The sequence below is a fragment of the Kribbella sp. NPDC004138 genome (assembly GCF_053603655.1).
Window position 1 is genome coordinate 193,733 of record NZ_JBSGFZ010000005.1, and the last position, 15,630, is coordinate 209,362.

Below are 15,630 nucleotides of genomic sequence, written 5' to 3' on the forward strand. Positions count from 1 at the left end.
CCGTGCCGCCTGCACCTCCTGCCGGGCCTGCTGTGCTGCCTCCTGTCGCAGCTCGCACCACCCGCCCGTCAAGGATCTACCGCCTCAGCCCCCAAGCCACCCTCCTCACCCTCGGCGTACTCCTCCTGCTGGCAGCAGGCGTCACCTTCCTCGCCGTCAACTGGCGCAGCCTCCCCGTCCCCGCAAGCCGCCGTACCCTCGCCGGCACCGCCGAAGCCCTCGCCATCCTCGGCACCGGCCTGCTCACCGTCGACCTGTACGGAGCCCGCGCCCTCGGCCTGATCTCACCGACCGCCGTCGACGGCGTCACCTACAGCGCGATCGTCTTCGCCACCATCGCCGTACTCGCCCTCGTGATGACCCGCCTGGCCCCCAAGGTCGTCACGTACGGCGTCAGCACTGTCGTCGCCGCCCAGCTCCCGATCCCTCTCGTCCTCATCGACCGCACGAGCCTCCCCGTAGTCCTCGCCGCGCTGCTCACCCAGGTCGTCGCCACACTCGCCCTGTCCGCGAAGGGCACCCCGATCGTCCGTCGTACCGGATCTGTCACCGCCGCCGTCGTCTTCAGCGGCATCCTGCTCGCCGGCACGACCCGCACGCTCCTCGGCCTACTGACGACCACCGACCTGACCACCACGATCGCCACCGCGGCAGTCATCTGCATCGCCGCAGCAACCGGCATCGCCATCCTCCACAAGCGCCCACTCCCCGCCGCAATCCCAGCCGGGGTCGGCGAATGCGTGTGCGCCGCGGCCGCCGCCTTCGCGGTCGCGACCACGCTCCCCCAGCTCCCCGGCCCAAGCCGCTGGTTCACCACAGCACTCGCCACAGCCCTGGCCATCACCGAGCTCGCCGCGGGTCGCCGTACCGGCAAACTCGCCGTCGTCCTGCACGCCGCGACCATCACCGTCGCCGCCGTCGACCTCGCCTACTGCCTCGCAACAGAAGACATCCGCCAGCTCGGCTACCTCACCGCGATCCTCGCCGTACTGGCCGTCCTCGCCGCCGTCCGCAAGCTCACCGACCCGGTCCCCACATCCACCATCGCCAGCCTGAGCGCACAGTTCGCGATCGTCCTGTTCGCCTTCGACGGGTACGTCGACACGTGGCCGGCCGCCGTCGCACTTGCCGTCGTCGCCGCGATCGGCATCGCCGTCACCTGCGGGTACGTCGGTCAACCGTTGGAGCCCGCCCTGCTCAGCACGGCCGCCTGCGCCGCCGTACTGGCCGAGATAGCTGCCGTGGCAGCCTCCCCGTACACCGCGACCGGCGTCGTCCTCACCATCGTCGCCGCCCCACTGATTGCCTACGGCATGAACCCGCGCCGCCGCCCCTCGCTCCTGCAGGCCGCGCTTCTTCTCGTCATCGCCAACACCACCGTCATGTTCGGCGCCGACGCCCACACCCTCGAGTGGTACACGGTGCCGCCTGCCTTGATCCTGCTCACCACCGGCATCGTTGCCTGGCGCAACCAACCGAGCTAGATCTTCCTGGGCCCGGGCCTGCTCCTCGGCCTCGCCCCTTCCACCCTCATCGCCAACACCACCGACAACTGGCTGAGAACAACCCTGGTAGTAGCCGCTGCCGTCCTCCTCATCCTCGTCGGCACCCGCCGCTAGGCCCCGTTCGTCATCGGCGCCGCCGCCGTGGCCAAGATCGGCATCGCCCGCTCGCTGCGCTGACAAACGCTCGTCCCAGTGCGCGACACTCGGCAGCCGGTCGCCGTGCTGCCAATTGGCGGATACTGAGATCTCGGGCAACTGTTTCACCGGGGGCACCATGTCTGGCGACCACTTCTTGCCATCAGAGGCCAAGGCGCTCGTCTACGACTTCACGGTGCTCCGGAAGAACCAGGGCCTGAAACAGTCCCGGCTGACCGAGGACCGCGCCGGCAACCTGCTCGGATCGCGGGCGGTCCGCGACTACATGGCGAAGCACGGCGTCGGTGATCCCGCGGCCGCCGCCATCCAGGTGGTCATCGACGCCGTACGCCAACTCTCGGTCCCCTCCGACCAGATCGTCGCGGACGCCGTCTTCGGCCTCGGTCTCTTCCTCACCGAGTACGCCGACCAGCACGTACAACTGCCGGTGATCCGCGCCCTCGAGACCGCCGACCTGGGCGACCGGCGAGACTCGTTGCGCAACCACTGGCACCACCTGCACCAGGCCGTCGGCGCCTCCGCCCCTGAGACGCCGGGAGACCGCTACCTCCGTGACACCATCGAGCCGCGAATCTTCCGCGATCTGGCCATGCTGATCACCGGATCCACTGACGAGCATGCGCAGGCGGGCCCGATCACCACTGCCCCCAGGAGGCTCTCCGAAGGCGCCCGGACCTCGTCGCCGGGCCGGGTCGTGGTCGTCGGCGGCGTCGCGATGGATCACGTCTTCCACAGTGACGCCGTACCGCTGCCCGAGACGTCTGTCAGAGCCACTGACCACGTCCGATCCCCTGGCGGCAAAGGGCTGAGCCAGGCGGTCGCGGCCGCGCGTCTCGGTCTCGAGGTCGCGCTGATCGCCGCCTGCGCCGACGACGAGGACGGTGCGACGATCAAGCAGTACCTGGACGACGAACGCGTCGACACCTCGATGATGAAGATCGTCCGCAACGAGACGACGCCGCAGACCGCGGTCATCGAGTTCCCCGACGCGGAGAGCGCCGCGGTCGTGTGGCACAACGAGAACGCCGTCAGCCTGACCATGCAGGACGTCCATCAACATCGCGCCGCACTCGCGGCCTGCGACGCCGTACTGCTGACCTTCGAGATCCCGCAGGACGTGCTGTCCAGCACGCTGCACCTCGTGACGGGGCTCGGTCCGGAGCGGCCGGTCACGGTCGTCACGCCCGGCCAGCCCTACGACACCGGCCCCCCGTCCGGCCGGGCATTCGCGCAGATCGACTACCTGGTCGCCCACAGCTGGGAGCTCCGGCGGCTCAGCTACTACACGCCCGGGAGACAAGCCTCGAACCACCTCGGCGAGAACTTCCTCCGTCTCGGCGTGAAGTCGGTCTGCGTACTCGGCAACCGCGGCGGAACCATCTATTCCCAGAACGCACCGCAGCGATCGATCACCCCGCCGCCGTCGATGCTGAAGGAATCCTCGATCACGAGAGACCTCTTCTGCGCCGCGCTCGTCGCCCGCCTGGTGGAAGACCGCTCCCTCACCGACGACGCCGTCCGCTGGGCGACAGCCGCCATGGCCAGCTTCACCGAGGACTACGCCAACGCCCGTACCTTCCCCGACCGCAACCGCATCGAACAAATGCTCCGAGCCTTCCCCGGCGAAGCCTGGTGATGACTCCAACTCTTCTTTGGCGGCTCAGATGTCCGATCAGTTCACCGCGCGATCACCCGAGGTAGCCCCACTCGTCTCGGTGTTCGTCGCCCTGCGCAAGAACGAGGGCATGACCGCGCAGCGCCTCGCAAGCGGTCGGGCGCAGCCTCTCCTTCACCTGTCGGCGGTGCGCGATCGAGCTGAACGGACCGGGGAACCCTCGACGGAGGTCGCCATCGAGTTGGTCCGCGAGCAGGTGCGCAGGTTGGACAGTCTCACCGACAGGATCATCGCCGACGCTGCACTGGGACTGGCCAGCTTTGCTGACGTCTACCGGTCGGACGGCGTGCCTGCCAACGTCCTCCACAAGCTCGAGGCCGGAGACCTCGGAGTCAGACGGGCGGTCGTGCTGTCGCACTGGGCAGATCTTCATCAGGCCTTGGCGGGACCAGGCTTCGCCGGCGCGCCGGAAGCTCCCAGCGATCGCAGTCTCCGCGGGCGAACCGAAGACCAAGTGTTCGAGCGGCTCGCCGTCCAACTGCTCAACGCATCCGCTCTCCACACCTCCGACCGGGCGTCCGGTCACACGGCAACCACTCCGGTCGCGTCCGAAGCGCCGCCGAAGCCGACGGGTCGTGTGATCGTCGTCGGCGGAGTCACGATCGACCACGTCTGGCGAGTCGACCGCCCGCCCGACCTGGAGACTTCGCGGATCGCCACCGGCTACAGCCGATCTCCGGGCGGTAAGGGCCTCAGCCAGGCGGTGGCTGTCGCCCGTCTCGGATTCGACGTTGCGCTGGTCACCGCGGTCGGGAAGGACCGCGAGGGCCAGGAGATCCTCGATCATCTGGAGCTCGAAGGCGTCGACCGGTCCTTGATCAGAGCTGTACCCAACTCGACGACGCCGGCCACCGGCATCTTCGAGCGACCGTTCGGCGAGAGCGCGGCAGCCGTCTGGCGCGGCTCCTTGGAGCTCGACAGCCGCCACCTGGATCGGCACGCCAAAGCCTTGTCGAGCTGCGCAGCTCTCCTGTTGACCTTCGAGGTCCCGCTGCCCGTCCTGCAGCGAACGCTCGACCTGGCCACGAGCCGGCCGCTCATCATCGTCACACCGGGTCAGCCGTACCCGGACGCCGAGCTGACACGGGACGCCTTGGGCCAGATCGACTACCTGGTCGCGCGCCCGTGGGAGCTGGAACGGTACGCCCGATCGGCGGATGCCCGGTACGACCCGCAACTGATCAGCAACGAACTCCTGAAGCAGGGCCTGAAGGCTCTGTGCGTCCTCGGCACCCGCGGCGGCACCGTCTACCTGTCAACCGGCGACTCGATCGACATCCCGTCCACGTCATCAGTCATCAAAGAGTCGTCAATCACCCGCGACGCCTTCTGCGCCGCGCTCGCCACCGGCCTGATCGAACACCGCCCCCTCCCCGACGCCATCCACTGGGCAGCCGCCGCAATGGCCGCCGTCTCCGCGGACTACCTGAAGTCCCCCTCCCCCCCACTCCGCGCCCGCGTCGACGCCATGTACCAGAAATACTTCGCCTGAGTCGACCTGCCGATTGGCAGCCGCCCCGCCGCGCAGAGGCGCCCTGACGGGTGTGATCAGACCAATTGGCAGGCCCGGGCCACCCCAGCCCATCGACGGGCGTACCAGGTCGGTCACGGTCACCCGCCATTTGGCGCCGTACGCGTCCGGGCTGCCGCCAACCTGCCCCCGGGGGCCAAAAAGTAAGTCGTTGACACCCAAATGTCCTGAGCTGCAATGGATGGTGAGACGAATTTCAAGCGGGGATCCGGGGGGATCCTTGGCAGCTGACCAGCAGCACGAATGGTTGTGTGAAATTCAGAATCGAGACTCACCATGGCCGAAACTCAAGCAGTAGTCGCGCTAGTATCGAGCGTTGTCATTGCCTACTACGTCGTCAGTCGCTGGAGAGCGTTGGCGTCCTTCCTGGTCTTCATCGTGCTCGCCGTCTTCGTGTTCGGGGTCTTCATGCTGGTCCAGACGTTCAACGGCGAGCCACCCACCCAGGGGGACCAAGTCGTGAAGACCGAGACCACTTCTCACCCACGCTGAGCGTTGGCCGAGGGTTCACCGCGGCCAACCACCGACAGGGGAGCATTGTGCACGCCACCATTTCGTCCGGCCGCCTCCAGATCGTCTTGCTACACATTCTCGAGTATTTCCGGTCGACCGGCGGTTTGACCTTTTCCGGCCTGCAATTCTGCCCGGACGAATTGGCTGCGCCGTTGCTCGACCTCGCGATGGTGCGCCGCTACTCCCTTGTGCACGATGTCGCTCTCGAGACCAGCGCACTGGCGGTGGTCGCACAATGCGCTCGCGAATTGCGCCCTACGGATCAGATTGTCGTCGACGCTGCCCTGAGCTTCCGGCTGCACTCCGAGCGGTACGCACGATCCGGCATCAGCCGGCAAACCATTCGGCAACTCTCGGACCGCGATCTGGACCGGCGTCGCCACGCACTCCTCGGAAACTGGCGCAGTCTGCACGAGGCACTCCTCGACGCCTCCGACGCACCGCCGATCGGCAGCAGCCCGAGTGAGAGCAGCTTCCGTGCCACGATCGAACCGACCGCGCTTCGATCTCTCGCCCGGCAGTTGGCACGCCAAGAGCTCAACTCCGTTGTGTCCGCCAACAGTTCTCCGTCTTCTTCGACCGACTCTGATCACCAGCACGCCGAGCGAATGCGGGGCAGGATCATCGTCGTCGGTGCGGCCGTGATGGATGCGGTGTTCCGGATCAGAGACCTTCCGCGCTGGGAGACATCGATCGAAGCGCACGACCTCACGTTCTCGCCAGGCGGCAAAGGCCTGACCCAGGCTGTCGCAGCGGCGCGGCTCGGCCACCGCGTGTCCCTCGTGGCCGCGATCACCGACGACCGGTTCGGCGCGGAGATCGTCAACTATCTCCGCGCCAACGACGTCGACACCTCGCTGCTGAAGATCGTGCCGGGTGCGGACACGCCTTTCACCGGTGTCCTCGAGATGGACCGGGGAGACAGCCTCGCGACCTATTGGCGCAACGAGAACGAGGTGCGGCTCGATCCGTGGGACTGCGACGAACTCGTCTCCGAACTCGTCGACTGCGACGCCGTCCTGATGACGTTCGAGGTTCCCCGTGAGACTGTCGAGCACAACCTCGCGCTACTGCGGGACATCGGCGACGCGAGACCGTTGACCATCGTCACTGCCGCCCAGCCGTACGCCGACGCAACGCTCTCAGCCGATGCTTTCCAGCAAATCGACTACGTGGTTGCACATCCTTGGGAGCTTCGGTGCCTGAGAAGCACCAGCCCGCAGCACTTCGACCCCGACCCGAGCGCTCGCGAGCTCCTGAAAATGGGCGTCGGATCGGTGTGTGTGCTGCTGCGGGGTGCATGCACGATGTACTCACAGTCGGCCGAGAACGCAGTACAGGCTCCCGGCCTTGCCTCGAACTACAAGGAGTCCGCAACCGCCCGCGACGCGTTCTGCGCCGCACTGGCGGACGAACTGATCCAGAGCGGCCGACGGTTCTCCCCTCGCGCAACCAACTGGGCATCAGCGGCGATGTCGTGTGCGATCGCCGACTATCCGCTCAAGGTCTCACTGCCGTCACCGACACGGATCGAGACCATGCTCGCTCGCATCACACAGCCGGCGTAGCTCGGCATTCATCTACGCAGGCGGTGCAACTCGGCAAGGGGAACCGGCTCGGTCGCGCCTCGAATACGCCAGCAGTAGATCGACGAGTCGAGCAGCGTCGCCCTACTCACCTCCAGCCTGACCCCCAATCGCTCACGCAACTCGTCCTTGTTGGATGTCCCGAACTGCTGGCGTAGCTGACGAGGACTGATGTACTGCCGGTTGAAGTACAGGTAGGGCCGAGGCCGCACACGCAACCACTCCTGCCAATTGGCAGCCCGATAACTCGTCCCGGTGAACCCCATGTTGGGGTCGACCGTCGTGACCAGAAGACTCGCATCGCGCCGCTCACGCCGGAACCAGCGCCGCACCTGCGCCAGCAGCCTGGAGATCGTGCCGTGCGGTGCCACCTGGAACGAGTAGACCCGCGAGATGTCCCACACCTCCCGCGGCGGAACGCCGAACCGCCGCTCGAGCGCGCCCCCCAACCGCCGCCAGTCCAACGGCGTCGCACTGCACAACGCAACAGGCAACCCACTCGAGCGATCCACCAACGCAAAGTTCACCGAGCCCGGTCGTGCGCTCCTGAGATAGTGCAGGTGGCTGAACACGGCGAACGCCTTGTCGTCGTCATACACAACGAACCGCAGATCATCGAGCCCACGGGTTTCACCGCTCGGCACAAGCCCACGAATCGCAGCGATGTCGGCCGACAGATGCCGGGCACTCCGGATCACCTCCGCCAGCGCCAATCGCCGGCCCACCGTCCCATCCGACCGAGCCACCCGCGGAAGATGCAGCCTGGCCCGCACCGCCACCCCTCGGGCATCGACCGCCCGTCGCTCCGCGACCTTGGCGACCACTTCAACAAATCCGGACACCGGCTGCCGACACTCGGCCAAAGAAAGCCCTACTGGTAGGAACGCAAGCAAGTCGTCGGCAAAGTCCCGCCTGACATTTGACAAGCCGCGCTACCCATCCTCACATGGAGCCACCCAGCCAACACCATGATACGCGGCACCAGGTCTTACCGCTGCGTGAGCGTGGCGCCTCTTTGCCTGTCCGAGGTTCGCTTCTTGCTTGTGGCCTCGAGAAGGATCTGATAGCGCTGCCAGACGTCGTCGTCACGCAGCTTGCCGAAACGCATCCGGCGCTCGCGCTGATACTCGATCGATTCACTCAGAAGCGTTTCGTGCGGCGCGCAGAGCACCTTTCTCCGGTCTCGATACCCGAACTGATCGAAGGTCAGATCGATGACCAAACGCCGAGCTGAATCACCGATCTCGACCCAGCAGTGAAACTCTGATTTCCCGCCGCGGCCTCCGTCGAAGACGACATAGCCGACGCAATAGTTGGCACGCAACCGTCGGTGCCAACTCAGCTTTGAGATGAGCCAAGCGGAACTGACGCCGCACTGTCCGATTGAAGGCGATTTGCCGCTCTGCAGGAGCTGCACAAACGGTTGGTAACAGGTTGCCTCTGACCATGCTTCGGTGAGGACACCTCGATACTCCCGCAGCCGCTTCCTTAGTTGCCACAGGCGCACAAAGGCGACCGCCTGCTGTGCGCCCTCTTCTGCATAGATCGCCCGGAGCTTGCTAGCGCGGCGTTTGGTGAGCGCCATCAGATCACGCTGGCGAGCCGTGGACTTCGAGGTCGCGCCGGGTGCCTCGCTGAGGGCAGTGCTCACCGCCTGCTCATGCTCGACGCACGTCACCCCGTTGACCCCATCTCCCGACCAAGCGCTTGGTGAGTCGCGAGTCTAGGGCCAGGGTCACCTAGAGTGTCAAGTTCGACACCCTGGGTCATAATCTCTAGATAGGGCGCTGGTTCCGGGCGGAGCGCGCTCGGTGTACGCACGAGCATCTTCACCGACCGGTTGCACGAGGCAAATGCATGAGCCATTTGATCCGCTTTGGCAACCGATTGGCAAGGGGTTGCCAGCATCAGATGTTCGCAGTCAGTCCTTCGAGTCGGCGCTATGTAAAGGGTTTGGGATGGTGCCGGTTACGGGGATGGGTGGGCGGGTGGCGAGGTCGGTGTAGCCGAGGGTTAGGCGGTAGGTGTTGAGGGGGTAGCGGAGGAAGGTTTCGGCGGTTAGGGCGGTGGCTTTGAGGCGGTCGGCGTGGTGGGGGTGGGCTTGGGTGTAGCGGTCTATTTCGGCGCGGGTGAGGGACCAGAAGGTGGGTTCGGGGATCAGGTGGTGGGCGGCGAGGGGGTTGAGGACGCCCAGGAGGAGGGCGTCGACGACGTACTGGCGGAGGATGGGCCAGGGTTTGCGGGGTAGGACTCGGGTGTGGGAGTCGGGCTCGGGGCCTCGGGCAACGATGGGGGTGGTGGAGATGTTGATGTCGTCGACCAGGTCCTTGATGACCAGGCGGGTGGGGAGTCCTGTGCTGTTGCAGATGATGGCGAGGTTTTCGCCGTGGGGGTTGACGGTGATGCCGTAGTGGTGGAGCAGGTGGAGGAGGGGGCGTAACACGGTGGCGAGGAGGTGGCTCAGCCAGGTTTGGGCGTCGGTGCCGGCGCGGGTGATCGCGGTTGCCGCGAAGCCGGGGTGGAGGACGGCGGCCAGTGGCCAGACGGTTTCGTCGGCGCGTAGGCGTGGGTCGATGGGGTCTCGCCAGATGCAGCCGAGGGTTTCGGTCCACTGGTACGGGATGCCGGGGTGGGTGGAGAGTTCGGGGTGCGGGACGGTGACCGAGGCGACCTCGCCGAGGAGTTCGGTGCCTAGTTCCTGGAAGACCTCGTCGCGGGACCACAGGCCGCGCAGCCATTGGGTGATCATCGGGGCGGCGAGGGTGCAGTGTGACGGGATGCCGCGGTAGACCGAGGTGTTCAAGATCTTCAGCGGCAACTTGACCTGGTAGCGCGCGGGGTTGGAGATGTTGACCATCGTGCGGATCGACTGGGTCGGGAGGTACTCGTCGGGGCTCTCCCCCAGCACCACGATCTCGCCGGTCGCGAGTTCGCGGGCCCACTGGGTGCGGACGACGTGGTCCAGCTGCCACGGGTGACACGGCAACCAGACATAGGCGTCCGGGTCGTCCAGCGTCGCGCGGAAGGCCGAGATGGTCGCCGGGTCCAGCTCACGCGCGATGACAGCGTGCTCCGACAGGTCCGGCGTACCGCCGAACTCGGCGAGTCCACGTCGTACGGCGAGCCAGACCAGGCGCAGCGGCGTCCGCGCCTCAGGTGCGTACCGCTCACTGTCCGACGCCGAGAACCCCAGGCGTCCCTTGTTGGCCACCAGAAGTGGATGCCCGGTCAGATGCCCTTCCAGCCGGCTGTGGTGCAGTCCGAGCAACTCAGCAGCGGGCACGGCCGTGGAAGCCATGCGTACGTCGGCAGCGAGGGTGCTCGTCAGCTCCGCGACGTACCCGGCCACGGTCGACCCGTCGACCCCGAGTACGCCGACGGCGTCGACGGCGTCGACGGCGTCGACGAAGAACTGGATGGGATCGGTCGCGACCTCGCTCTCGTCGTCGCCGAGGATGCCGGCAGTGCTCCGTCGTATCGACGCCGGATCGACCCGCCAGCTCCCGAAACCACCGCGAGTCGCCTCGAACACATAGGACACCGACCCGAAGTCGAGTCGATCGTCGACAGGCTCCAGCAACCCTTCGCTGCAGAACTGTGAGATCAACTTCGCCAGCAGCTCCGACGAGCACTGCGTCCAGACGCTCATCCGGGGATCGCAAACGTCGTGTACGCGGTGGACTTGGGCAGCCGGAAGACCTCTCGGCCGGCCACACTGTTCAAGATCGTCGCATTGCGAACCGCTCCGATGCCAAGGTCCGGCGCAGCGACGCCGTGGCTGTGCAGGTCGGCATTCGCCACGAAGAGACGGCCCTCCAAAGCACCCTGCACACTGTGGTCCCGGTTGATGACCCAGCGGCCGGCAGCGTCGTGGTCGATCTGCGACTGCAGGCACTCCATAAAAGGCAAGGAACGGTTGCGGTAGCCGGTGGCGGCCACTACAGCGCCGGTGGTGTGCTGGAAGGTCTTGCCGCTGTCAGCGTGCAGCATGGTGAGCTCAAGACCGTCAGCGCGGGCGACCGCGGACACAACACCCACGCCGACCTGCAGCTCGGCCGGGGCGGCGCTCAGGTCCCGCGCGTACAGGAGGTCGTGAATGTCCTCCAGAGTCTCCGACGAGATGCCCTTGTAGTGGCGCCACTGGTCCTTCACCAGTTGGTCACGCACACGCTCGTCCAGTGCGTGGAAGTAGTCGACGTACGACGGCGTCGTCATCTCCAGCACGAGCTTCGAGTAGTCGAGAGGTGTGAACGCCGCCGTGCGGGTCAGCCACGACACCGCCGGGCCATCTGAGCGCAGCAGGTCCAAGAAACACTCAGCACCCGACTGGCCCGAGCCAACCACCGTCACATGACCTGTGCGCACCAGGTCGTCCCGGCGGAACAGATAGTCCGCCGAGTGCGTGAACCGCTCAGCAGGCAGCCCAGCCAGCGCAGCAGGTACGAAAGGCTCGGTGCCGACGCCAACGACCAAGTGCCGGGCCTCGAACCGCTCCAAAGCCTCACCGCGCTCAACCGTCAGCTCGAACGACGACCCGTTCCACACCACCTCCCGCACGTGGTGACCGAAGTGCAGTGAGTCGAGCTGCGCAGCACACCACCGCAGGTACGCCTCGTACTCCCGCCGCGTCGGATGGAACTTTTCCCGCACGTAGAACTGATACAGCCGGTCGTTGTCCTTCAAATACGACAGAAACGACAGGTGATGCGCCGGCTCGACCAACGACACCAGGTCCGCCAGGAACGACACCTGCAGCATCGCGTCCTCGAACATCAACCCGCGGTGCCAGGTGAACTCGGGCCGGCTGTCGAACACAGCCAGTTGTACGTCGTCCACACCGTCGGCCAGTGCGGCCAGTCCGAGGTTGAACGGCCCGCAGCCGATCGCGATCACGTCGTACATGTCATGCCTCCCTGCACGGCCCGGGTGCGGACCATCAGTAGTGCTGTCTTCTCGGGCAGCTGTAGCTCCCCGTGCTGGACGAAACCCGCCGCGACGAACGCCCGGACGGACGGGGTGTTCTCGATGTCCGGTTCGGCCACGACCTGCGAGCAGTCTGTATTCGCCTGCAGCACCACAGCAGCCAGCGAACGCAACAACTCACGCCCGAGTCCCTGCCCGACGCGCGTGACATCACCGATCGCCACATGCACGCCCCAGTCGTCTTCGCCGTACGCGTAGTACTCCGCCAGGCGGTCGTGCCGGACCCGGTACAACTCGACGTACGCGAACTCCTCCCGGTCCACTGCGACCAGGTACGGCGTGGAGTGCTCCCCCGCCGCTTGCTGCTCGATCTCCTGCGCCCAGCGCTCAACCGACCAGCCCTGGTGCCACCAGCGAGCGATGTGCGGCTGTGACATCCACTGGGCGATCTGCGGGGCGTCGGACGGGTCAGCCGCGCGCAGTTCGAAGGACGTCACCGCAGCGGGTTGGGGATGTCGAGATAGACCGACTGTGCGTCCAGTGGCGCCACTACCTCATCGATGCCACGCAGCCGGGTCAGCATGTTCGCCTTGCACGGCAGGGTCTTCGCCTCGAGCCAACGGCGCGCCAGCCGGTCGCCGTCGGGTCCGGCAGCCTTCAGCAACGGCAGTGCGAGCGTCAGCCGCTCCCGCACCACACCGAGCAGCTCGCCCTCGTCGGCAACCCCATCCGCCGCGAGGCAGCCGACCACGGCCAGCGCCTGGTTGTGCAGCAGGTAGTAAGTCAGTCGATCGTCGACAATCGGGTCGTCAACCACCGCCAGCGTCGAGTCACGCAGCCCAGTGATCCCGAGCAGACCACGCAGGTACGACGATGCGAGGTAGTACCCCTGGTTGTCGCGGTACGCACCGCCCTTGATCCGCCCTGCCGCGTCGAGCCGCACCAGCGTGTTCTGTTGATGCGCCTCGAGGCCGATGCCTGTCTCGGCGTACAAATGCAGCATCGGGATCAACACGTTGTCGATGTACGCCGCCGTCCAGCCGGAAGGATCATCGGCGGCACAAGCGCTCAGCCGGCTCACACCACCGGGACGCGGCGCGACCAGACCCGCCAGGCAGGCGTAGCTGTTGACGTCGGCCGGCACCTCCCGCACCGCCACGTCCAGACCGGTCAACGTCGGTCCGCCCTCATCGAGCGCAACCCAGGCCGGGTCGCGGACGATGCTGAAGCGCGGGTGCGCGGTCGCCGTCCCCGCGTTGTACGCCGCGTCGAGCAGCCGGTTGATCTCCAGCCCGCGGCGCAGCTCGGTCGGCGTCGACTCCCGCCGCGAGTTCGTGATCCGCAGCCCGAGCGACAGCTTCAGCATCACCGCCAGGTCCGGATGGAACACGGTCCGCAGGCTGGACGTCGGGTACCACTGGGCGCCGGCCGGCCCCAAAGCCTTCACCCGGCCGGCAGAGACCAGCGAGGCGACCCGCGGGCGCGCGGCCACGGCGGACGCCTGCCACGGATGGGCCGGGATCAGCACCCGCCCCGCCGACGGGGTGATACCGGCCAGCGCGCCCATCAGCTGCACAGCGTCCAGTCCCTGCAGCGAGGGCGCGCCGGCCACCTGGTCCGACGACACCAGCTCGGCGTCGGCTTCGAACCAGTGCATGGCGAAGCGGCCGCCGAGCTCCGGCGAGTACGCCGCCAGCTCGTCACCGCTCAGTCCGTCCCGGCTCTTCGGCGCCGGATGGTTCAGATGCCCGAGCAGCAACGCCTGCTCGAACTCGAGGAAGCGTCCCGGCCCCCGTACGCCGTCGGCCTGGTCGACGAACAGCGACACGTTCCGCACCGACTCGGCCGTCCGCGCCGCCAGGTCGTCGATCTCGGCGGGATCCGCGTCCGCGGACAGCAACCGCACCAGCTCCTCAGGCGCCGGCCGTACGCCGTCCACCCGCACGTCGCCGAACTGGTGCAGCCCCGTCCGGGACGCGTGCTCGACCTGCGCCGTCACGGTCGACTCGCCGACCGGGAACGTCAACGGCCCGAGGGCGACCGGTACCGCCGACTCCCTCGTGTAACACCGCAGGATCGCATTCAGATGCGCATCGACCGCAATACTCACGCCGCTCCCTCGCCGGTCAGGACGTCGAGGCCGGTGGCCACGACCTGGTCGAGCAGGTCCTCGATGTCCGACGCCGTGGCATTCGGGTTCAGCAGCGTCAGCTTCAACGCGACCGCCGCCGGGCGGCCGCCGCGGGCCGGCAGCTTCGTCCGGCCGATCAGCACCCGGCCGGACGTCAGCAACCGGCGCCGGACCTCACCCTGGACGGCGTCCAGCGCGGACGCGTCCAGCCCCTGCCCGGCGACCCGGAACAGCACCGTGGTCAGGGTCACCGGCGCCAGCAGCTCCAAGTTGCTGTCGGCAACGACCCGGGCCGCGGCGGCGTGCGCGAGCTCGTGACAGGTGTCGAGCATCGTTCCCAGTCCGGCCCGTCCGTATGCCGCCAGCGTGGTGGCAACCTTGACCGCGTCCGGACGGCGCGTGGTCTGCAGGCTGCGACCGAGCAGCCCGTCCAGCCCGGAGTCGATGTCGTCGGCCGGGTTCAGGTAGTCGACCGAGCGGTCGAAGGCCGAGAATCGCGTCCGGTCCGCCACCAGCAGCACGCTCGTCGCGGCCGGCTGCCAGCCGATCTTGTGCAGGTCCAGCGTCACCGAGTCCGCGAGCGGCAGGTCGGCGACCAACGGAGCCAGCCGGTCGGAGAACAGCGCCCCGAACCCGTACGCCGCGTCGACATGCAGCCAGACGCCGTACTGCCGGGCCAGCGCAGCGATCGGTGCGATCGGGTCCACCGACCCGAAGTCCGTCGTACCGGCGGTCGCGATCACCGCCACCGGCGTCCGGCCGGGCCGGGCGAGCTCGGCGGCGAGGACGTCGGTCCGCATCCGGAAGTTCTCGTCGGACGCGATCGTGATCGCCGCATCCTCTCCGAGCCCGAGCGCGGCGCAGGCCCGCTGGACGGAGAAGTGCGCGAGCTCGGAGCAGAACACGACCGGCCGGTCGAGACCCTGCAGACCGTTCCGCCGGACGTCGACGCCTGCCGCGACGGCCGCACTGTCGCGCGCGATCAGGACCGCGAGCAGGTTCGAGATCGAGCCGCCGGGCGTCAGCACGCCGTCCGCCCGCGGACCGAACCCGGCCAGGCCGGCCAGCGCCTTCACGACCCACTGCTCGATCGCCAGCGTCGCCGGTCCTGAGTCGTAGGTGTCCATCGAGGCGTTCGACGCCGACGCCAGCGCGTCCGCGTCGACCGCGACCTGCAGCACGGGCGGCTGCAGGTGCGCCGCGGCGTGCGGGTGACTGAGGTCGATCCCGTGCTCGGCGAGCAGCCCCGCAATCAGGTCGAGCGCCGCGGACTCCCCCACGCCGGTCGACGGCACCCGCGGCTCGCCCAGCATCTCGGCAGCGCGCCGCAGCACCGCTCCCGGCGACCCGTGCGGCAACGGTCCACGCTCACGGTCCGGCACCGTCGAGGCCAACGGCCAACGCGCGGCGAACGGATCCTGAACGGGTGCGGGCGGCACTGTCACGGCGGACAGACGCGCGGGCTGCGACATCCAGATCTCCCGGGAAGTTGTCGAGTAAGGCAACCCTTACTAAGGCAGCCCTAACTTTTGCCCGGCTCACCCACCGTGTCAACTCGGCCACGGCCGGAGTGAACATCCTCACGATCCGAAGCAACCGGATCCCCACCT

The 15,630-nt window shown here is 67.4% G+C and carries 12 protein-coding genes; 5 read left to right on the plus strand and 7 right to left on the minus strand.

Annotation, left to right across the window (positions count from 1 at the left end; translation table 11 throughout):
- The first annotated feature begins 32 nt into the window (after positions 1-32).
- The 5 genes from ACWEOO_RS08790 to ACWEOO_RS08810 all read left to right on the plus strand — a co-directional run bounded on the left by ACWEOO_RS08790 (position 33) and on the right by ACWEOO_RS08810 (position 6,948).
- Positions 33-1,484 carry an SCO7613 C-terminal domain-containing membrane protein gene (locus tag ACWEOO_RS08790; protein WP_452142482.1) on the plus strand — a complete coding sequence of 484 codons (1,452 nt, stop codon included), beginning with the start codon at positions 33-35 and terminating at the stop codon, positions 1,482-1,484.
- A gap of 295 nt (positions 1,485-1,779) precedes the next feature.
- Positions 1,780-3,297 carry a PfkB family carbohydrate kinase gene (locus tag ACWEOO_RS08795; RefSeq protein ID WP_452142483.1) on the plus strand — a complete coding sequence of 506 codons (1,518 nt, stop codon included), beginning with the start codon at positions 1,780-1,782 and terminating at the stop codon, positions 3,295-3,297.
- Positions 3,298-3,325: 28 nt separating this feature from the next.
- Positions 3,326-4,828 (plus strand): PfkB family carbohydrate kinase, encoded by a 1,503-nt coding sequence (locus tag ACWEOO_RS08800; RefSeq protein WP_452142484.1) that lies wholly within the window; start codon positions 3,326-3,328, stop codon positions 4,826-4,828.
- A gap of 393 nt (positions 4,829-5,221) precedes the next feature.
- Positions 5,222-5,359, plus strand: coding sequence for a hypothetical protein (locus tag ACWEOO_RS08805; protein ID WP_359929564.1), 138 nt, complete (start codon positions 5,222-5,224; stop codon positions 5,357-5,359).
- A gap of 47 nt (positions 5,360-5,406) precedes the next feature.
- Positions 5,407-6,948 carry a PfkB family carbohydrate kinase gene (locus tag ACWEOO_RS08810; protein ID WP_452142485.1) on the plus strand — a complete coding sequence of 514 codons (1,542 nt, stop codon included), beginning with the start codon at positions 5,407-5,409 and terminating at the stop codon, positions 6,946-6,948.
- Positions 6,949-6,956: 8 nt separating this feature from the next.
- On the opposite strand, the gene ACWEOO_RS08815 is transcribed toward ACWEOO_RS08810, so the two are convergent.
- The 7 genes from ACWEOO_RS08815 to ACWEOO_RS08845 form a co-directional block, all read right to left on the minus strand.
- Positions 6,957-7,808 (minus strand): Mom family adenine methylcarbamoylation protein, encoded by an 852-nt coding sequence (locus ACWEOO_RS08815; protein ID WP_452142486.1) that lies wholly within the window; start codon positions 7,806-7,808, stop codon positions 6,957-6,959.
- 146 nt (positions 7,809-7,954) lie between these two features.
- Positions 7,955-8,617: a hypothetical protein gene (locus ACWEOO_RS08820; protein WP_452142487.1), complete on the minus strand. Its 663-nt coding sequence runs from the start codon at positions 8,615-8,617 to the stop codon at positions 7,955-7,957.
- Positions 8,618-8,887: 270 nt separating this feature from the next.
- The gene (locus tag ACWEOO_RS08825) at positions 8,888-10,615 is read right to left on the minus strand and encodes an IucA/IucC family protein (RefSeq protein WP_452142488.1); all 1,728 of its coding nucleotides are present in this window, start codon (positions 10,613-10,615) and stop codon (positions 8,888-8,890) included.
- Positions 10,612-11,868 (minus strand): lysine N(6)-hydroxylase/L-ornithine N(5)-oxygenase family protein, encoded by a 1,257-nt coding sequence (locus ACWEOO_RS08830; RefSeq protein ID WP_452142489.1) that lies wholly within the window; start codon positions 11,866-11,868, stop codon positions 10,612-10,614. The genes ACWEOO_RS08825 and ACWEOO_RS08830 overlap by 4 nt, the downstream gene beginning before the upstream one ends.
- Entirely contained in the window at positions 11,856-12,386 is a 531-nt protein-coding gene (locus ACWEOO_RS08835) for a GNAT family N-acetyltransferase (protein ID WP_452142490.1), read from the minus strand. Before ACWEOO_RS08835 ends, ACWEOO_RS08830 begins: the two co-directional genes overlap by 13 nt.
- The gene (locus tag ACWEOO_RS08840; protein WP_452142491.1) at positions 12,383-13,999 is read right to left on the minus strand and encodes an IucA/IucC family protein; all 1,617 of its coding nucleotides are present in this window, start codon (positions 13,997-13,999) and stop codon (positions 12,383-12,385) included. Before ACWEOO_RS08840 ends, ACWEOO_RS08835 begins: the two co-directional genes overlap by 4 nt.
- A complete protein-coding gene (locus ACWEOO_RS08845) occupies positions 13,996-15,492 on the minus strand; it encodes a pyridoxal phosphate-dependent decarboxylase family protein (protein ID WP_452142492.1) in 1,497 nt (498 codons plus the stop codon). The genes ACWEOO_RS08840 and ACWEOO_RS08845 overlap by 4 nt, the downstream gene beginning before the upstream one ends.
- Between the last annotated feature and the right edge of the window lie 138 nt (positions 15,493-15,630).